This is a genomic window from Candidatus Cloacimonadota bacterium, assembly GCA_020532085.1.
Lineage (GTDB): Bacteria > Cloacimonadota > Cloacimonadia > Cloacimonadales > Cloacimonadaceae > Syntrophosphaera.
This window is the reverse complement of sequence record JAJBAV010000017.1, coordinates 1-19839: the sequence shown is the minus strand read 5'-3', so window position 1 is coordinate 19839 and position 19839 is coordinate 1. Positions and strand designations below refer to the sequence as shown.

19 protein-coding genes are annotated in these 19839 nt (G+C 57.7%); all 19 read left to right on the top strand.

Annotated elements, in window-relative coordinates:
* The first annotated feature begins 4 nt into the window (after positions 1 to 4).
* Positions 5 to 1354 (top strand): T9SS type A sorting domain-containing protein, encoded by a 1350-nt coding sequence (locus tag LHW45_06010; protein MCB5285127.1) that lies wholly within the window; start codon positions 5 to 7, stop codon positions 1352 to 1354.
* A 150-nt stretch (positions 1355 to 1504) separates the two neighbouring features.
* A complete protein-coding gene (locus LHW45_06005) occupies positions 1505 to 2689 on the top strand; it encodes an FprA family A-type flavoprotein (GenBank protein MCB5285126.1) in 1185 nt (394 codons plus the stop codon).
* Between the two features lie 9 nt (positions 2690 to 2698).
* Positions 2699 to 3211, top strand: coding sequence for a ferritin (locus LHW45_06000; GenBank protein MCB5285125.1), 513 nt, complete (start codon positions 2699 to 2701; stop codon positions 3209 to 3211).
* A gap of 118 nt (positions 3212 to 3329) precedes the next feature.
* On the top strand, positions 3330 to 4259 hold the full coding sequence (locus tag LHW45_05995) for a patatin-like phospholipase family protein (GenBank protein ID MCB5285124.1): 930 nt from the start codon (positions 3330 to 3332) through the stop codon (positions 4257 to 4259).
* Positions 4260 to 4297: 38 nt separating this feature from the next.
* Positions 4298 to 4993 (top strand): ABC transporter ATP-binding protein, encoded by a 696-nt coding sequence (locus LHW45_05990; protein ID MCB5285123.1) that lies wholly within the window; start codon positions 4298 to 4300, stop codon positions 4991 to 4993.
* Positions 4971 to 6146, top strand: a complete 1176-nt coding sequence (locus LHW45_05985; GenBank protein ID MCB5285122.1) for an FtsX-like permease family protein — start codon at positions 4971 to 4973, stop codon at positions 6144 to 6146. Before LHW45_05990 ends, LHW45_05985 begins: the two co-directional genes overlap by 23 nt.
* The gene (locus tag LHW45_05980; GenBank protein ID MCB5285121.1) at positions 6139 to 7410 is read left to right on the top strand and encodes an ABC transporter permease; all 1272 of its coding nucleotides are present in this window, start codon (positions 6139 to 6141) and stop codon (positions 7408 to 7410) included. The genes LHW45_05985 and LHW45_05980 overlap by 8 nt, the downstream gene beginning before the upstream one ends.
* A gap of 97 nt (positions 7411 to 7507) precedes the next feature.
* Positions 7508 to 8638, top strand: coding sequence for a cyclic nucleotide-binding domain-containing protein (locus LHW45_05975; GenBank protein MCB5285120.1), 1131 nt, complete (start codon positions 7508 to 7510; stop codon positions 8636 to 8638).
* Between the two features lie 580 nt (positions 8639 to 9218).
* Positions 9219 to 10322: a nitronate monooxygenase gene (locus LHW45_05970; GenBank protein ID MCB5285119.1), complete on the top strand. Its 1104-nt coding sequence runs from the start codon at positions 9219 to 9221 to the stop codon at positions 10320 to 10322.
* A 97-nt stretch (positions 10323 to 10419) separates the two neighbouring features.
* A complete protein-coding gene (gene rpmB, locus LHW45_05965) occupies positions 10420 to 10611 on the top strand; it encodes a 50S ribosomal protein L28 (GenBank protein ID MCB5285118.1) in 192 nt (63 codons plus the stop codon).
* 107 nt (positions 10612 to 10718) lie between these two features.
* Entirely contained in the window at positions 10719 to 11705 is a 987-nt protein-coding gene (locus LHW45_05960) for a MoxR family ATPase (GenBank protein ID MCB5285117.1), read from the top strand.
* A 7-nt stretch (positions 11706 to 11712) separates the two neighbouring features.
* Complete coding sequence (locus LHW45_05955; protein ID MCB5285116.1) at positions 11713 to 12609, top strand: DUF58 domain-containing protein; 897 nt, start codon at positions 11713 to 11715, stop codon at positions 12607 to 12609.
* Complete coding sequence (locus LHW45_05950; GenBank protein MCB5285115.1) at positions 12606 to 13520, top strand: hypothetical protein; 915 nt, start codon at positions 12606 to 12608, stop codon at positions 13518 to 13520. The genes LHW45_05955 and LHW45_05950 overlap by 4 nt, the downstream gene beginning before the upstream one ends.
* Positions 13513 to 14508, top strand: coding sequence for a VWA domain-containing protein (locus LHW45_05945; protein ID MCB5285114.1), 996 nt, complete (start codon positions 13513 to 13515; stop codon positions 14506 to 14508). The genes LHW45_05950 and LHW45_05945 overlap by 8 nt, the downstream gene beginning before the upstream one ends.
* A 4-nt stretch (positions 14509 to 14512) precedes the next feature.
* A complete protein-coding gene (locus LHW45_05940) occupies positions 14513 to 15487 on the top strand; it encodes a VWA domain-containing protein (protein MCB5285113.1) in 975 nt (324 codons plus the stop codon).
* Positions 15484 to 16116, top strand: coding sequence for a tetratricopeptide repeat protein (locus tag LHW45_05935; GenBank protein MCB5285112.1), 633 nt, complete (start codon positions 15484 to 15486; stop codon positions 16114 to 16116). The genes LHW45_05940 and LHW45_05935 overlap by 4 nt, the downstream gene beginning before the upstream one ends.
* Positions 16113 to 17933 carry a BatD family protein gene (locus tag LHW45_05930; protein MCB5285111.1) on the top strand — a complete coding sequence of 607 codons (1821 nt, stop codon included), beginning with the start codon at positions 16113 to 16115 and terminating at the stop codon, positions 17931 to 17933. The genes LHW45_05935 and LHW45_05930 overlap by 4 nt, the downstream gene beginning before the upstream one ends.
* The gene (locus LHW45_05925) at positions 17930 to 18697 is read left to right on the top strand and encodes a tetratricopeptide repeat protein (GenBank protein ID MCB5285110.1); all 768 of its coding nucleotides are present in this window, start codon (positions 17930 to 17932) and stop codon (positions 18695 to 18697) included. The genes LHW45_05930 and LHW45_05925 overlap by 4 nt, the downstream gene beginning before the upstream one ends.
* Positions 18698 to 18712: 15 nt before the next feature.
* Positions 18713 to 19669: a D-glycerate dehydrogenase gene (locus tag LHW45_05920; GenBank protein MCB5285109.1), complete on the top strand. Its 957-nt coding sequence runs from the start codon at positions 18713 to 18715 to the stop codon at positions 19667 to 19669.
* The last annotated feature ends 170 nt before the right edge of the window (positions 19670 to 19839 follow it).

Sequence of the window (19839 nt, the reverse complement as noted above, 5' to 3'; positions counted from 1 at the left end):
TAAGATGCGAAAAATGATCTTGATGGCAGGGTTGCTTGTCTGCGGGGGCGCGGTTTGGGCGGGCTGTCCACCAAAGCCGTGGCTTCCCGAAACCGGTTTTGACCCCACTCCCCGGCAGTTCCTGGCAGCGTTGCCCGGGGCGCGGGGCATGGACAGCATGCTGTATCAGGATTTCGAGGACGGGTGGATCGACAATCAACGCTGGGAAGCCAGTTATGACAGCCTGGGCAGGATCGAGTGCATCAACGATTATTATGCCATGGAGGTTGGCGCCCCGCTGGAATTGACTGACCGGATGAGCTTTGAGTACAGCGACGACGGCTGGCCCCAGCATGTGATCATTGAGTATTACTCTGAAGGGGAATGGTATCAATTTGGGGAAATGCTGTATGAGTATGAGAACGGCCTGCTGCAAGAGATCAACTCCAACCTGGACATGTTCGGGGGGATGATGCATTATCAGCAGATCATGTTCATCTATTGGCCCGATACCAACATCCTGAAAAGGGTGGTGGAATTCACTTATTCGAGTAACTCTCCCGCGCCATCTGCGAAAAAATACGACTACAGCTGGGAATCCGCCAGCCGGCCCAGCGAGATAGTGGTGTCCGGGATCAGCGCCGATTGGGAAGATTGGTATGTAGAGGAACGCAGGAACTATGTTTACCACAATGATGACCAGACCACCCAGGAATCCTACCTGCGCCAGCTGGCGTTTTCCGTCTGGCCGGTTTACGGCACCTTCTTCATCGGGGTCCAGCCCTCCAAACTGCTGGAGGAAAGGATCTACGACTTCGTTGTCGATGACACCTGGTACGAGCAATACCGCAGGTTTCACAGCTACAACAGCGAGGGGCTTCTGAACACGATAGAATACTACACCCGGCTCTATCCTCTCGACCCGGAACGGTGGACCCTGAGCCAATACAAGGACTACACTTTCCAGGAAGGCTATCCCATCGTGGAAACCACCTTTTATCCAAACATCGGGGAAGAGGACTTTATGCCTCAGTTCAGATTCTGCCTGGGATATCAGGAGATCGTTCCCGCCGAGGATCCCATGCTGCCGGGAGTGGGTGTCGCGCTGAGCGTGTTTCCCAATCCCTTCAATCCCAGCGCCGGCATCAGTTTCAGTTTGGAAGAGGCTGGCCACGCCGAGATCGCGGTTTACAACCTCAAAGGCCAGAAAGTGCGGACCCTGCTGGACGCCGGGACAAGCGCCGGCACACATCAGACCGTCTGGGACGGCAAAGACGGGGAGGGAAGGTCCCTGGCCGCGGGGATCTATCTCATCCGGCTGTCCTGTGGAAAAGAAAGCCGCACGGTGAAAGCAGTGCTGGCAAATAGGATCTGATCCCCATCACAGAAAAGGGCATTCCTGCTGCTTCAGCCTGTCCGTGAGGGCCGGGGAGCAAAGTTTTTTTTGCCCGGACCACTCGGAGAGGGTATACTATAAAGGTAGGATATACGGGAGGCACAAATTTTTGAATGATGAGGCAAAATCATGAAAGCGTATAAGTTAAGAGACAATATCTGGTGGGTTGGCGGCATCGACTGGGACCTGCGTAATTTTCACGGCTACCTCACCCAGCGGGGCTCCACCTACAATGCCTATCTGATCATAGACGAGAAGGTCACGCTGATCGACAACGTGAAATATTACCTCTACGACGAGATGCTGGCCCGCATCAGCGATGTGATCGATCCCGCCAGGATCGACGTGATCGTGCAAAACCACGTGGAGATGGACCACTCCAGCGGCATGCCGATGCTGATGAAGCTGATCCCCAACGCGAAGATCTACACCAACGCCAACGGCATCAAGGGCTTGAAGATGCATTACGGGCAGGACTGGAACTTTGAGCAGATCAAAAGCGGTGACAGCATCAACATCGGCCAGCGCGACCTGAGCTTTCTCACCACGCCGATGGTGCACTGGCCGGACAACCAGGTGACCTATTGCCCCCAGGAAAAGATCCTCTTCTCGAACGACGCCTTCGGCCAGCACATCGCCTCCAGCGAACGCCTGGCCGCGGATTACCCCTTCAATATCGTGATGGAGGAAGCCAAGAAGTATTACGCCAACATCGTGCTGCCTTATTCCTCGCAGGTGCGGAAAGCCCTGGAAGCCGCTTCGCAACTGGACATCGACATGATCGCCCCCAGCCATGGGCTCATCTGGACCGAACACATCCCCCAGATCCTGGCGGCTTACACAGACTGGTCGAACAACGTGGCCGATCCCAAGCGCGCTTTGGTGATCTACGACACGATGTGGGGCTCCACCAAGAAAATGGCCCAGGCCATCGCGCAGGCCTTTGAAAACAAAGGCATCAAGGTGAGCATGCTGAATCTGCAGACCAACCACATTTCAGACATCATGACCGAAGTGATGGATGCCAGATTCATCGCCGTGGGCTCGCCCACCCTGAACAACTCCATTCTGCCCACCGTGGCGGCCTTCATCTATTATCTGAAGGGGCTTTCGCCCCAGCAGAGGATCGGCCTGGCCTTCGGTTCCTACGGCTGGGGCGGGCAAAGCGTTCCCATCCTGCAGCAACTTTTGGGCGATCCCAAGGAATGTGGTTTTGAGATGCTGGAGCCGCTGAAAACGCAGTACATCCCGGACGCCGCCACCCTGGCAGGCATTACGCAAAACATTGAACAACAACTAAGTAAACACATATAGGAGATACCCATGATCAGCAAGACACTGGAAAAAGCCATCAATGAACAGATCAACAAAGAACTCTTTTCCGAATACCTTTACGTTGCGATGCAGGCTTGGTTCGCCCATGAAAACCTGGACGGCATGGCCAACTGGATGAAGGTGCAGGCCCAGGAAGAACATTTCCACGCGATGAAGTTATTCGATTATCTGCTGGAACGGGGCGGCAAAGTTGAACTGCTGGCCATCGACAAGCCCACCGTGGATTTTGGCAACCCCCTGAAGGCCTTCAAAGCGGCCTACGAACACGAGCAGTTCATCACCAAGAGCATCAACGAACTGATGGACATCGCCATCACCGAAAACGACCACGCCACCAAAGGATTTCTGCAATGGTACGTGGACGAGCAGGTGGAGGAAGAGGCGAGTGCCGACCGCATCGTGAGCCAGTTGGACATGATAGGCGACAACATGCACGGCATCTTTATGCTGGACAGGGAATTGGGCACCCGGACCTTCACCGATCCAGCTGCCGAGGAATAATAATCATCCCAACTCCAAAATGGCGCGGAAATCCCCTCAGCGGGTTTCCGCGCTTTCTTTGTTGGGCTGGCAGGCGTGTTTTGCTTGACAATTTGTTTCCTTCCCCAAAATGGCGTTCATGAAAAGGGAAGCCAGACTGATCCTGGGAGGCGGGGCCGCCTATGGCCTTGCGCACATTGGCGCCATCGAGGCCATCCGTGAGGAATTTACAGTCACCGGGATAGTGGGAACCTCGATGGGGGCGATCGTGGGCGGTCTCCTCGCCATGGGCAAAAGCCCGCAGGAGATCCTGACCCTGGCTTTGGACAGCAAATCCGCGCTGGTCTTCAACCCAGGCTGGGTGCCTTTCCAGCCGCTCAAACTTTCTCTGGACCTTATCAAGAGCCTGCACAACAAGAAAAAGATCATGGACCTCTTCGCCAAATGGATCGGGCCCGTGAAAATCGAGGAACTGCCACTGCCCTTTGTGGCTGTGGCCTACGACCTCAACCTTCGCAAAACCATCCTCATCGACAAAGGCCCCCTCACCGGCGCGCTACGCGCTTCATCGTCTTTGCCCCTGCTGTTTTCACCCCACGAAATGCAGGGCCATCTCTTTGTGGACGGCGGCATCGAACATCCCCTGCCGATGGCCTTCAAAGACATGGTTCCGGGGGCTTTCACCATCGCCATCAACGTGTTGCCACCGGTATCCCGGGAAGCCGAAAAGATCGGCGTGGCCACACCTTTGGCCGATAATGACCTCCGCGCCCACGAGGTGGTGATCCAGTCCATCCTGCAAAATCAGAGCTTCGTGGCCATTCAGGCCATGCTGCAAAACCCGCCCGACCTCTTCATCGACGCCCACTACCCCCGCAAAAACATGTTCGACCTCGCCGATGTGCAGGATTTCTACGATTTCGGCTACCGGGCCGCCAAAGAAAGCCTGGGCGGAATGTCTGAACCGAGCTTCATGGCCCAAGTCCTGAACCGCTACCAGGGCCTGATCTCCCGCCTCATGAAACGCGGCCACGGCGCGGTGGAACCATCCACCCCTCCGCAACCGTAAACAAACGTGACAATCAGTTTAAGGTATATGAAGGAAGCATGGAAAAAACTGTGACCATCACCAACATGAGCAAATCCTTTCCCTCCGGGGAAGGGGATTTTCTGGCTTTGAACAAGATCGATCTGGTTTTCGGCAAAGGTGAGTTTGCCGGGATCGTTGGGCCCAGCGGCAGCGGTAAAACCACCCTGCTCAATGTGATCGGTTCCCTGGACACCCCCAGTTCCGGCGAAGTTGATGTGCTGGGCTACAAGGTGAGCCAACTCAGCCAGAATCAGTCCAGTGAACTGCGCAGCCGCCATCTGGGCTTCATCTTTCAAACCTACAACCTGCTGCCGGTGTACAACGTTTACGAAAACGTGGAGTTTCCCCTGCTGCTGCTGAAGCTGAGCGGTCCTGAGCGTGACAAAATGGTGCGCGACGCCCTGGAATGGGTGGGTCTCACGGACAAGCTCAAGAGCCGCCCTGCCCAGCTTTCCGGCGGACAGTGCCAGCGGGTGGCGATCGCCCGGGCCATGGTGAAAAAACCCGCGCTGGTACTGGCTGACGAGCCCACTGCCAATCTGGACACGGAGAATTCGCTGCACATCCTGGAAACGATGAAAAGCATCAATTCCAGCTTGGGAACTTCATTTATCTTTGCCACGCACGACGACAAGGTGATCAAATACCTCCGCCGGGTGATCCGGCTGGTTGATGGCGAGGTGGTTTCCGATGATCTTCAAACTGGCGCTTAGAAACATAGTTGGCAACGGCTGGCGCAGCCTGATCAACATCTTCATCATCGCCGCCGTGCTCATCAGCCTGATCTGGATGGAGGCGATGTGGTACAGTTGGCTGGTGCTGGCCAGGACAGAGCAGAAGCAGTGGGAATTCGCCTCCGGCCTGCTGCGCTCTGAAAATTACGACCCTTACGACAGCTTCACCTGGGAAAAAAGCTACGCCCCCATTCCCGCGGAAGCAGTTCCGCACGTGGCCTCCGGAGATGTGGTGCCCATCCTTTTCGCGCCCGGTGTGATCTTTCCCGGCGGACGCCAGCTCAGCGCGATGGTCAAAGGCATTCCCGCCGGGCAGAATGTGCTCAAACTTCCCTCCTCCAGTTTGGCTGGCGGGGAGCGGGGCCCCGTTCCCGCCCTGATCGGTACCGGTATGGCCAAGACCACGAAACTAAAAGCCGGCGACGTTTTCCAGCTGAGGCTGAAGGACAGCGCCGGTGCCTTCCGGGCCTTGGAGCTGCGGGTTTCCGAGGTGATGGACTGCCCTGTTCCCTCGCTCGACGCGGGCACAGTGTGGGTGGACCTTAATGCCCTGCGGGAGGCCCGGCTGCTTCCGGATGTGGCCACCGTGCTGGTGTTGAGGGACAGATCCCTGCAATCGATCTCCGCGCCCCGATATGAACTGATCACCGAAAAAGAGTTCTTTGCCGATCTAAACGAAATGGTGATGACGAAGGCCGTGGGCCAGGCTTTCCTGTTCGTGCTGATGATCTTTCTGGCGATGCTGGCCATCTACGACACCCAGGCCCTGGCGATATTCAAGCGCCGCAAAGAGATAGGGATGCTTTCAGCCCTGGGGATGACCAAGGGCCAGATCACCCGGCTGTTCACCCTGGAAGGCGCCCTTTACATGCTTTTCGCGTGTGTGGTCACCCTGGTGATGGGCTTCCCGCTGTTTTGGTATTTTGCCGTCAAAGGTTTTTCCCTGCCGGGGGACGCAAATTTTGGCATGGTGGGCTTCGACAGGCCTCTGCTTTTCGTTTATCCCCTGCCCCTGATCCTCTTCACGCTGGTGCTGATGTTCATTCTCACCGCTTTTGTGAGTTGGCTGCCCGTGCGCAGGATAGCTTCGTTAAACGTGGTGGAATCGCTGAAAGGTGGACGTAATGCTTAAGTTTCTGCTCAAGGGTGTGTTCCGAGACCGCCACCGCTACCTTTTTCCCCTGCTGATCGTGAGCACCGGCGTCTTTATCATCGTGTTCTTTCAGGCCTTTCTGCGCGGCTACATGGGTAGCTTCATCCGCCAGACCTCCGGTTTCGAGACCGGCCACCTCAAGGTGGTCACCCGCGCCTACGCGGACCTCATCGGCCAAAAACCTTACGATCTGGGTTTCGTGAACGTTGAGGACCAGATGCGGGCCTGGAGCGAAGCCCATCCGCAGTTGGACTGGGCGCAGCGGATCCATTTCACAGCACTTTTGGAGGTGCCCGGCGCTGGGGGTGGGACCCGCGAACAGGGCGAGATCGCCGGCTTTGCCAGCGACCTGATCGGCTCCGCTGCCGAACGCCGGAGGATGGGCTTGGAAAAGGGCCTGGTGGAGGGCCGGATACCTTCCCGGCCCAACGAGATCCTGGTCAGCGACAAGGCCCTCAAGAGGCTGCAGCTCAAGCTGGGTGATCCTGTTACCCTGATCGGAACGGACGTCAACGGCGTCCTGACCCGGGCCGCCTTCACGGTGAGCGGAACTGTCCGCTTCGGCGTGGAAGCGCTCGACCGGGGGGCTGTGATCGCCGATCTGGCAGACGTTCGCGCCATGCTGAACATGCCCGGGGGAGCCTCCGAGATCCTCGCTTTCCTCAAGGACGACAACTATGAACCAGCCCGGGTGGAGGCCCTCCGCGACAGCTTCAACCTGCGTTTCAGCCAGGCAAACGATCAGGCTTCACCGCGGATGCTCACCATGGGCGAACAGAACGATCTGGGTTTTTTACTGGCGATGATGGGCAGCGTCTTTGGCGTAATGAGCTTTGTCTTCATCTTCATTCTCGGCATCGTGCTCTGGAATTCCGGCCTGATGAATGGCATCCGCCGCTACGGCGAATTCGGTGTGCGCCTGGCGGTGGGGGAATCCAAGCACCACCTGTACCGAAGTCTCTTACTTGAAGCGTTGATCATCGGTGTGATCGGCACCCTGATCGGGATATTGCTGGGAGTGGCCGGAAACTGGTATTTCAACCTCCACGGACTTGATACGACCGTCTTTGCGCGCAACACCACCCTGATGACCGAAGACGTAGTCTACACCGAGCTTCGGTTTGCAGACGCCCTGGCCAGCCTCATCCCCGGAGTGCTATCCACTCTGCTGGGAGCCGCTTTGGCTGGACGAGCCATTTACCGGCGCCAGACCTCGCAGCTCTTCAAGGAACTGGAAACATGAACAATATCCTCCTCTATATGCCGGCCTGAAAAAATGATTGACGCGAAACAGCCACATGGCACAGAGGGATGCAATCAATAATTTCAGGGGAGTAACGATGAATGCTAAAAAGGACCAGAATCAGCGCATAGGCTTGTTTGACGGACTGGACCAGGACGTGGTGGAAAATTTCACACAGGAACTGAACCGGCTGAAACTGAAGAAAGGAGAGAGCCTGGCCCTTGATTATGACGGGGAACAGGCCCTGTACCTGATCGAAAAAGGCCGCCTCGAAGTGGCGCTGAAGAATGCCACAAGAGGCGAAGCCGAGCCAGCCCTGATCGTGGGCGCGGGGGAATTCTGCGGCGAACTGGCCCTGCTGAGCGAAACTTCCGGGACAGCCACAGCCACAGCGCTTGAGCCCTCCGAACTGCTGGAAATTCCTCACGATAAGTTCAGCCAGCTCAGTTTTTCCCAGCCTGCCGTGATGCTCAACGTGATCCGCGCCCTTTCCGCCAGGCTGCGCGAAACCAACCTCAAGTTTTCCGACCTCATGGGTGACATGATCCAGCGCAACCGCCTCACCGCCATCGGCATGACCGCCAGCAAGATCATTCACGACATCAAAACGCCCCTCACTGTGATCTCGCTCACAGCCCAGCTGCTGGAATCCCTCTATCCGGATGCCTCGGAATTCACCCAAAGCATTGTGCAGCAAACCAAACTGGTGGATGAATTGGTGCGCGAGGTGCTGGATTACGTGAAAGGCACCCCCAACACGATCATTCATCGCAAGGTGGACATGAACAATTTCCTGATGGAACTGAAGGAAACCTACGGGGCTTCGCTGCGCGGACGCAACATCTCCCTCAAGATTGACAACAACTGCTTCGATCCCGTCTATTTCGACGAAGAGCGCATCCGCCGCGTGATCACGAACCTGCTGCGCAACAGCTCGGAAGCCATGGATGACACGGGCGAGATCAGTATCATCGCCTCCCTTGCCTCAAACTGGCTGCAGATCAGCGTGATCGACAACGGCCCCGGCATCCCCGAAAGCGTGGCCACCCAACTCTTCAAGCCCTTCTTCACCTACAACAAACCCAACGGCACCGGCCTCGGCCTGCCCATCTGCCAAAAACTGGTGCAGGAACACAACGGGCGCATGGAATATTCGCCGGTGAAACCACACGGCTCCCGCTTCGACATCCGCCTGCCCCAAAACATCCCCCTCGAAATCTCCCACTGAACAGGGGGGCATAAAGGAGATTGGTATCGATCCGGCCAGGTAGCCCAACCAGTGAACCGGAACCGGTTTTTGCGGCCTCAAGGTACTAAATGGGGCAGAACCATGGACTTCATGCAGGCAACTTTTCTGTTCTGCATAACTCTTTTGATTGCCACTCCATTCCCCTCGTCCCTTCGTGTCCCGCACCTGTCCAGGCAAGGTCCAGGCAAGGTCCAGGCCATGTCCGCATCCGGACGGGCGCGGGAAGCCAGCAATACAACAATGAACCATGAACGCTTGAGGAAGACCGGAGAAAACAAGACCCTGCAGAAGTAAAAAAATATGAAAGGCAAGCTGGGCGGCGATGTCAGGCGCAAGGGCAAATTAACATTGACGCCAATGGGGTGCTGGATTAAATTGTCTTCAGAGAAATAACTTAAACATTGGGATGATCTTCCAAACTATACTATCAGACCCGCTCAGGCGCCACGACGGCATAGCAATCCTGAAAATCATTCGATCTCTGAACAAACCAAACAAGCGCATCAGTCCGCCATACCGGATTGTTTGCCTGAAAGCGAGGTACAAGATGCTTAGTGGAATGCCCCAGTTAAAGATCGGCGATCTGATTGCCCGCTTGCCCGTCATCCAGGGCGGAATGGGAGTGGGAATATCGCTTAGCAAGCTGGCCGCGGCAGTGGCCAATGAAGGCGGGATCGGCACCATCTCTTCAGTGGGCCTGGGCATCCTGCATTCCCAGGCGGGAAAATCTTACAAAGAGGCCAACGCGGCCGCCCTCAAACAGGAAATACAGGCCGCGCGCCGCGAAACCAGCGGGATCATCGGGGTGAACATCATGCTGGCGATCTCGGATTTTGATGAAATGATCAAGGCCGCCTTTGAGGCTGAGGCGGACATTGTGTTTTTGGGCGCGGGCCTGCCCCTCAAGGTACCCAGCACCATGACCCTCGCCTACCTGCAAAACACCAGGACCAAGATCGGGATCATAGTCAGTTCCAGCCGGGCGGTAAAGATCGTGCTCAACCACTGGGCGGACAATTTCCACCGGGTTCCGGACCTGGTGGTGTTGGAAGGCCCCAAAGCCGGCGGCCATCTGGGCTTCAAGCTGGAGCAGATCTTCGATGAGGACTTCAGCCTCGAGAACGTTTTGCCGCAGGTGAAAGCTGCGGTGAAAGAGGTGGAGCTTAAGCACGGAAAAAGCATTCCCGTGATCGCGGCCGGCGGTATTTTCAGCGGGGAACAGATGTACCGGATCATGGAACTCGGCGCGGATGGGGTTCAGATGGGCACCCGTTTTGTGGCCACGGATGAATGCGACGCCGATCAGGTTTTCAAACAGCTGTTTGTGGATTGCCGGGAAAATGACGTGGTGATAATCAAAAGCCCCGTGGGCATGCCCGGCCGGGCTATCAACAACCAGTTTCTGAAAGACGTGGCCCTGGGGATCAAGAAGCCCTTCGTTTGCCCCTGGAAATGCCTCAAGACCTGCGATTACCGCGAGGCCCCCTATTGCATCGCCCTGGCGCTGCAAAATGCGCGGAACGGTGTGATGACCGAAGGTTTCGCCTTTGCCGGGGCCAATGCCTATCTGGTGGAAAAGATCATCAGCGTCAAGGAACTTGTCGCCGACCTGATCCGGGAATTCACGGACTACCGGCAGCAGCGCCTTTGCCCGCAAAGTTGAAATGCCGGCGAGCGAGGCCAGCCGGCGCAAATAATCCTTGTCAAAAAAGCGTGGGCGAAAAAGATGGCTTCAAAGAAAACAATCTGGACGGTGAAAGATGTCAAGAATATGCGATATATGTGGAAAGCAAGCCCAGGTCGGCAATCACCGCAGCCACGCGCTGAATGCCACCAAGCGGCGTTTTTATCCGAATTTGCATGAAGTTCGCGCCTTCATCGGCAGCGGAGTGAAGAAAGTGAAAGTCTGCTCTTCCTGCCTGAAGGCGAACAAGGTCCGCAAGGCGGTTTAACAGCCACAGCCAATGTCTTCGTGGAGCCGATAGACAATTTAACCTGATCGGGAATACGGTATCTGCCTGTTCCCGGTTTTTTTTCGGAGGGGAAATCTGGAGAAATGATGAACATCGATGAGATAAACCTGCGGGTGGAGCAGAGTTCGGCGGTTCTGGACACACTCCGGGCCGAGATCGGCAAGGTGATCGTGGGGCAGCAAGCAGTGATCGACCGTCTGCTGATCGGTCTTTTGGCCAACGGGCACGTGCTGATCGAAGGTGTTCCCGGCCTGGCCAAAACCCTCATTCTGAGTACCCTCGCTGGCGCTTTCGACGCCAGCTACAAACGCATCCAATTCACCCCTGACCTACTTCCGGCAGATATCACCGGCACTTTGGTCTATAACCAGAAAACCGGGGAATTCACGCCCAAGCAGGGCCCGGTCTTTGCCAATTTCATCCTGGCGGACGAGATCAACCGCGCCCCCTCCAAAGTGCAATCAGCACTGCTGGAGGCGATGCAGGAACGCCAGGTGACCATCGGCGACACCACTTATCCTCTGCCCAAACCCTTTTTCGTGATGGCCACCCAGAACCCGATCGAGCAGGAAGGCACCTATCCCTTGCCGGAAGCGCAGATCGACCGCTTTCTGATGAAGCTGAAGATCAAGTACCCCAGCTTCGAGGAAGAAAGGCTGATCCTGGACCGGATGGTGGTGGAGCGCGAGCTTAAAGTGCGACAGGTTCTGCGTCCGCAGGATCTGGAAGCCATGCGGGGCGTGATCGCGGCGCTGCACATGGAGGAAAAGCTGAAGGATTACATCCTGCACCTGATCCAGGCCACGCGGCATCCGCAGCGCTATCCGCGGGTTTCCGCGCTGAACGGCCTCATCCAATACGGCGCCTCCCCCCGCGCCACGATCTATCTGGCTCGGGCGGCCAAGGCGCACGCCTATCTTCAGCATCGGGGCTATGTGATCCCGGACGACATCAAAGCCGTGGGCAAAGACGTTTTGAGGCACCGCATCATCCTCTCCTACGAGGCTGAGGCAGAGGCCGTGAGCACGGAAGAGATCATCACCCGCATTTTTGAGGAAATCGAGGTACCCTAAGCCAGCCATGCCAGCCCGCACACCGGCGGAAATCCTGGCCCGGGTGGAACGGATCGAGATCCTGGCCCGGGGTAGCGTTAGCGAAACTTTCAGCGGCGAGTACCACTCCAGCTTCCGGGGACAGGGACTGGAGTTTGCCGAGGTGCGCGAATACCAGAGCGGCGACAACTACCGCGACATCGACTGGAACGTTTCCGCCCGTCTGGGCTTCCCCTACATCAAGAAATACCAGGAAACCCGTGAACTGAACGTGTTTTTCATCGTGGACGTTTCCGCCTCCCAAAGTTTCGGCACCGCAATCGCTCTCAAGCAGGAACGCGTGGCCGAGATCATTGCCCTGCTCTCCTTTTCCGCGCTTTCGAACAACGACAAGGTGGGGCTGATCATGTTTTCCGACCAACTGGAGAAGTATCTGCCAGCGCGCAAAGGCCGAAACAAGGCGCTGGAGATCCTCCGGGACGTCCTCTACCTGGAGCCGAAACATACGGGTACCGCTCTGGGTGAAGCTTTCACCTTCGCCAGCCGCATCCTTAAAAAACGCTCGGTGGTCTTCATCCTTTCCGACCTGCTGGATTCCGGCTACCAGAAAGCCCTGCGCCTGCTGGCCCAAAAACACGACGTGATCGCCGTGCAGGTGCTGGACGAGGCCGAGCTTAGCTTGCCGGACGCTGGGATCCTGAACCTGCGCGATCCCGAAACCGGTGCCACGCTTTATGTGAACAGCTCCCATGGCAGCGTGCGCAAAGCCTTTGAAGCCGGCGTGACGAAACAGCAACAAGCGCTGGCCCGGGAACTCAAATCGATGCAGGTGGACCATATCCTAATCCGCAACCGCGATTCGGCGGTGAAAGCGCTGCTCTCTTTCTTTGAAAAACGGAAGCGGCGCCGGAGGCCGCGCGGATGAGCAGGAGTCTGGCGCTGCTGATCACGCTTTGGATGGCGCTCACCGCCGCGGAGGGACTAATCCAGAAAATGGTTGGGGCGGATGACCTGAGCGTGGGGGACCGCTTTGAACTGGAGATCAGGCACACAACCGACCTGAAGAGTGTGGCGGTGCCTGACACGCTTACCAGATTCCATGTTTCCAGCTGGCAACTGCAGAAAAGCCCCCGCGGTGAGGATTGGCTGAAAGTGACCATCGTGCCGCTGTATCCGGGTTCCCACAGTTTTCCCGCCCTTAAGGTGAGCACGGTTGACCCCGCGGCGGAACCGCTGTTCACCGATCGTTTCCGGCTGAACATCATCCCCGTGCGGGCGGAGGCGGACACGCTGCTGGTGGACCTGAAACCCCTGCGCAAGTATCCTTTACAGCTGCCCTGGTGGCTCTATCCGTTGCTGTTGGTCGTAGCTTTGGCCGGCATCCTCTTTAGCCTGCTGCGCAAGCACCGGGAGGCCAAAACAACCGCTCCGGAAGCCGCCGGATCCCAACCCGTCATTCCGGATCCGGCCTGGAAAATTGCCCTCAGCAGCCTCGACGCCCTCCGTGATGAGCAACTGATGCTTCACGGCCAATACAAGCTTCAGCACTACCGCCTGTCAGAGATCCTGAGGCAGTTCCTGGAGCGCAGATACCGCTTTGCAGCGCTGGAGATGTCCACTTCCGAGATCAACTGGGTCACTCAGCGTATCCGGGTGGATTCAGCGGATGAGGTTCTGGGCTTTCTGCGGCTTTGTGACCGGGTGAAATTCGCCAAATATGTGCCCGGCTTTGAAGAGGCCGCTGAAGCGGAAGAATGGCTGCGCGGTTGGCTGCGTTCTTTTGAGGTGGAGGAAGCGCGGCGGAAACTGGCTCAGGTGGGAGGCGGCGATGCTTAAGTTCGCGCATCCCTGGTGGCTGCTGGCCTTGCTGCTGATCCCGCTTTACTGGCTGTGGCAAACCCGTTGGCAGAGCGCTCGTAAGCCGCGGCTGCCCTTCACCCGGCTGAGCCTGCTGCGGGAGGTTGCCGGCGAGAGCAAATTCTGGAGACACTTGTTTCCCGCGCTGCGCGCCCTCACCCTCCTCTGCCTGATCCTGGCGCTGGCCCAGCCCCGCTGGGGACGCGGCACGCGTGACATCACCCAGAAAGGGGTGGACATAGTTTTGGCCGTGGACATCAGCGGCTCGATGCTGGCGCTGGATTTTGCCCCGCAAAACAGACTGGCGGCAGCCGTGAAAGTGGCCCGGGACTTCATTTCCAAACGCCCCAACGACCGTTTCGGCCTGGTGGCATTTTCCGAATACGCCCTCACGCAGAGCCCGCTTACCTACGACCACATCTCAATGCTTGAACAGCTGGGACGCCTGGAGGTGAACCAGTCTGCCTCCGCCACTGCGATCGGATTGGGCCTGGCCAAGGCCGTGGCCCGCCTGAAGGACAGCAACGCCAAAAGCAAGGTGGTGATCCTGATCACAGACGGGGTGAGCAACACCGGCGAGATCGATCCCGCCACCGCCGCGCTGATGGCCAGCTCTTTCAAGATCAAAGTGTATCCGATCGGCGTGGGAACCAACGGCTATGTGGATTTTCCCATCACCGATCCCCGCTTTGGCACCTTCTACAGCAAGACTTTTGTGGAACTGGACATGGAAACGCTGGACCGGGTGGCACAGATCACCGGCACCGGAACTGCGGCCCAGGCCAGCGACAGCGAGCAGCTGAAGCGGATCATGGACAAGATCGACACCTTGGAAACCACGGAATACAAGGCGCAGGTGCGCTATATCTGGATGGAGCAGTTCATGCCGCTGCTGTGGGCGGCTTTCGCGCTGCTGTTGCTGGAGCTAGTTCTGCGCCTGTTGGTGATGCCGGTGCTGCCGGAGTGATCCGATGAACGTATTCTTTCCCCGCCATCTCTGGTTGCTGCTGGTTCTGATCCCGCTGGTGCTGTTGGTGGTGCTGCTGGAGCGGAGGCGGCGCAAACGCTTTGCCCGCTTCGCTGAAACTTCATTCTACACGGAATACCTGCGCAACCACTCACCCTTTTTCCAAGCCCTGAAAGCCGCCCTGGCCATCCTGGCCCTGGTCTTCATCGTGCTCGCGCTTTTGCGCCCGCAATGGGACTACGAGACCAGGGATTTTGACAGCAGCGGGCTGGACATCATGATCTGCCTGGATATCTCCAAAAGCATGGACGCCACCGATATCACTCCTTCGCGGCTGCAAAGGGCCAAACTGCAGATCAGCGCTTTCATCGACAGGCTCAAGGGCGACCGGGTGGGCCTGATCTCCTTCGCCGGGGTTGCCACCATGGAATGCCCGCTCACGGATGATTACGAGAGCGTTTTACTGATGCTGGGCGGATTGAGCACCAACTCGGCGGCGCGGCCGGGTACGGACATCGGCGAGGCGCTGGCCCTGGCGGAGAAAGGTTTTCTGGGTGCGGGAGGCAGTAACGTGCTATTGCTGATCACCGACGGGGAGGACCTGGGCCAGGAAGCCCTCACAAGGGCCAAACGGCTAAGCGCCCAGGGTGTGAAGATCTATACCATGGGTGTGGGCAAAGAGGAAGGAACGCTGGTGCGCAATACCACCACGGGCGAGCAGATCCTCTCCAAACTGGATGCCCGCAAACTGCGTGAGATCGCCGCGACCGGCAAAGGCGGGTACTTCACCATCACGCCGAGACAGGGAGAACTGGACAGCATTCTCCAAGACATCTACAATGCGGAAAAAGGCTGGGACCGCAGCCGCAATCTGACCACGCTAAAGGACCAGTATTCAATTCCCGCGGCGGCAGCCTTGCTGTTGCTGCTGGCCGAAAGCTTCATCCTGCCTTTGCGCAGAACCAGGAAACGCAAATGAAACCGCAGCGCCTCACCCTGTCCATGAAGATCATATTGATCGTCAGCCTCCTGATCTTGGCGTTTCTGCTGTTCGAACTCCTCTTTCGCCCCGGGGTGGTCCGCCATGCCCTGGCTTCAGCCGCTTACAAGCGGGGTAACTACAGGCAGGCAGAGAAAACCTGGTCTTCTTTGCGTGACCCCACGGACGGCGACCCCATCCCGGAAAACAGCCTGGGCCAAGCTCAATTCAAAACCGGAAACTACGACGAGAGCGTGAACAGCCAGGCCGCTGCGCTGAAGGAAAAAGGGAAGGTGGCTCAATTCCATTATGACCGGGGCAACGCCCTCTACCGCGGCGGAAAACTGGATGGCGCCCTGGAGGCTTACAGATCTGCCATGCTGCTGGACCCGGATGATCAGGATGCCAAGTCCAACTACGAACTGGTGCTGAAACGCCAGGGCTATAAACCGCCACCTCCGGCACCAACGTCTGACAAGAAGCAGGATCAGCTACCGCCTCCGAACCCACCATCAGAGGAAGACCAGGAGCAGTATCGCAACCAGCTGGACGCGCTGGACCAGCAGGAAGCTCGCGACCGGCAGCAGCCGGGCCAGGCAGGCCCCCAAGGATCAGGCAAATGGTGGTGAAAAAGTATCTCGCCGTTCTGCTCGCGCTGCTCTGCTGCACGGCGCTGGCGGCCCAAAACGTGAAAGTCTCGTCTTCTCTGCGCGATGGCACCATTGGGCTTTCCGACCAGCTGCAGCTGGAACTGAAGGTCAGCAGCGATAGAAAACTCGATCTGGCGGCCCCCGCCGCGCCACAGGTTCCGGGCTTCAGTTACCGCAATGTGCTGAGCAGCTCAGGGGTTCAGAGTTCCTGGATCAATGGCGCGTTTTCCAGCTCCCACACCAAAACCTTCACCTACATCTATCTGCCGCAAAAGGCAGGCGTCTTCAGGGTCCCGGGCTTCAGGCTCCGGATCGGGGGAAGGGAATACACCACCCCTGACCTTTCTGTTACCGTGGAAGACGCCGCCACCACCACTCCGCCGCCCCAGCAGCACAGTCTTGATCCCTACTACGACCCCTTTGGAGGCATCTATCCAGACCGCAGTCGCGGCCAGGGTGAGACGGTGCTCCTCTGCCTGCCGGAAAGCCAGAGCGTCTGGCTGGGCGAGCCGGCCATCGTTTCCTATTACATATACACCGATCAGCGGATGGATTCCTTCTTTTCGGAAAACGAAACTGACTATCCCGGCTACGGCAAGTCAGTTTACGATCAGCCTCAGAACCTCGATTACGAGGACGTCCAGTATAAAGGCCGCCTCTTTCAGCGCGCCCTGATCAAGCGTTCGGCGATTTTCCCCCAGACCGCCGGACGCCTGCAGATGCCCACTCTCACCGGCAGGATCCAGTTTTCCGGCTACTACAGCTATTTGAACCGCAAGGTGGATTCCTCACCGGCCTATGTAAACGTGAAACCGCTGCCCGCAGGCAAGCCGGCAGGATTCACCGGCGCCGTGGGAAATTTCAGCGTGAGCCAGGGCTATTCCAGCCCCAGAATAACTTTGGGGGAGGCCATCACCTGCAGTGTCAAGGTCTCCGGCAAGGGAAATTTCAGACAATTCACCTCGCCGCCATTCCCTGCCGTGGACAAGTTTCAGGTCTCGGAACCCAGTGTGGATGACAACCTGCGCAATCCCCTGGAAGGCACCCGCCAGATAAATTATACCCTTTTGCCACGCGAGACCGGGGAATACACCTTGCCCGGAGTAACTTTCAGCTGGTTCGACACCGCCAGCGGCAGCTTTAAAACTTTCCGGGGCCAGGCGCAAACGGTGAAAGTGAGGCAGGGCAACGTGCTTTCATACTTTTCCGGATTGCTGGAAGGAGAAGCCCCGAAAACCATGAACCCTCTGCTGAACCGTCCCGCTTACCCGGATTTCCGGCCGTTCAGCTTCCGGCCCTGGTTCTGGATGATCCTGGCGGCCATGCTTGTTTCCCTGATCGTCTCAGGCATCATGGCCTACAACCTGCGCCTGAGCAGGGAAGATCCAGCGGCCTTCGCGCAGAAAACAGCCAACCGTGTATTGAACAGGTATCTGCGCCAGGCCACGGACGCCGCCGGCAAGCTATCCCCGGAATTCTATCCCCTGGCCGAAAGCGGGCTTACGCTATATCTGGCCAAAAAATTTGGGGTATCCCGCAGCCTGGGCACCGAGGAGTTGGTGAGCGCCCTGCGGCAAAAGGACCTGCCGCCGCAGCTGATCGACCGGATCGAGGATTTCCTACTGCTCTGCCAAAAGGCGCGCTACATGCCTGGCGGAGCTGACGCGGCAGGCCTGGACGGGGCTCTTATGAAACTCCGCCTGTTGGTTCAGGCCCTCAGCCGCCACCGCTTTGGCAACGGAAAGCCCCGCAAATTTGAGGCAACGGGGACTGAGGCACATGAGGAGACGCAGTGAATAAGCTCCCCACAATGCTTCTGCTGTTGCTTGCTGTCTTCCTGGGCGCGCAGAGCCAACCCGCTTCGCTGCAAACGCTGCCCAGCGATTCCCTTCAGGTTTCTCACCCCGGTTACGCGGCCACCCTCGCCAGGCTGGCCCCGCTTGCGGAGCAAGGCATTCAAAACGCAGACCTGTATTACGATCTGGGCGTCTGCCATCACCACCTGGGCAACCAAGGCCAGGCCGTGCTCCAGTTCCTGCGCGCCCTGAACATCGATTCCAGCCACTCCCCGGCCCGGGAAAACCTGGTTTACATCCACGCGCTCGATCCCACCCTGCCCCGGGAACCACAGCAGCCTTATCTGGTGCAGCTTTTCCTTGGCGTTTACGCTTTCCTGTCACTGGACCGGCTGGCTCTGATTGTCCTGATCACAGCTCTGCTAACCACGCTCAGCCTGCATCTGCTCTTTCACTATCCACCGGACCGGGAACGTGGCCTTCCGGTGCTATTGGTGCTGATCTTTGGCCTGCTGCTGCTGGTGTTTGGCGGCACCCTGCTGGTAAAAATCAACCGCTGGCAGCACAATCCCAGGGCGGTGGTTTTAAGTTCAGTTGCCCTGCGTTCCGCGCCCGCCGCGGGCAGGACGTTGAAAGAACTGGTCCCGGCCACCACTGTAACTGTCAAGACGGAAACAGGTTCACAGCTTCAGGTTGTGCTTCCGGACGGGCTAAGCGGCTGGATCGACCGCCAAGCCGTTGAACTTGTGGTACCCGGCCAGTAATTTTAGGAGTTTGACATGCCCAAACCTGGAATCTTTGTTACCCGAAACATTCCCCAGCCGGCACTGGACCGTCTGGAGGAAGTATTTTCCCTTTCCATCCACGCATCCGACCAGGCCATAACCAGAGCACAGCTCTTAGCGGCCGTGAAAGAATCAGAGGCATTGCTCTGCCTGCTTACCGACACGATCGACAGGGAACTGCTGGACGCGGCTCCGAAGCTCAAATGCGTTTCCAACCTGGCCGTGGGCTACAACAACATAGATCTTGAATATGCCAGCAGCAGGAACATCGTGGTCTGCAACACCCCCGGTGTGCTCACGGAATCCACTGCCGACCTCACCTGGGCGCTGCTGCTCGCTTGTGCCAGACGCGTGGTGGAGGGAGACAGCTTTGTGCGCGCGGGCCGCTTCGAGGGCTGGGGCCCAATGCTGATGCTGGGTGTGGATGTTTTTGCCAAAACCCTCGGGATCATCGGCATGGGCCGCATCGGCAGCGCCGTGGCCCGACGTGCCGAAGGTTTCGGCATGAAGGTGCTCTGGTTCGATCCCCTCATCGATCCCCAAACCGTTTCTGCCAAGTATGAACGCACCGACCTCCGCCATCTTTGCGCCAGTTCTGATTTCATCAGCATCCACGCTCCTCTGACCCCTGCCACCCGGCATCTGATCAACGCTGAACTGCTTGCCCTGATGCGGCCTCATACCGTTCTAGTCAACACCGCCAGGGGTCCGATCGTCAACGAGGCCGCGCTGATAGAGGCATTGCGGGACAACGGGATCTTCGCCGCCGGACTGGACGTCTTTGAACACGAGCCGGAAATCCCGGCTGAACTTCTTGCGCAGGATAACGCCGTATTGCTGCCCCATATCGGTTCCGCGTCGGTGGAGACTCGCACCAAAATGGCCCTCATGGCCGCGGAGAACGCCATCGCGGTGATCCAGGGAACAGAACCGCCTGCCCGGGTCAACTGAGATCCGGGTTCACCCGCCGGATACCATCCCTGGAACAAACCGGGTAAGACCTTTGCGTAATACCAAAGAGTCCAGCTTTCCAGGATCTACTTTGTAGTTATCCACAATTTTTTCAAATATTCTCAACATGAACCCTGAAAAAGCTCAGTTATCCACACATTTTGCGCTTT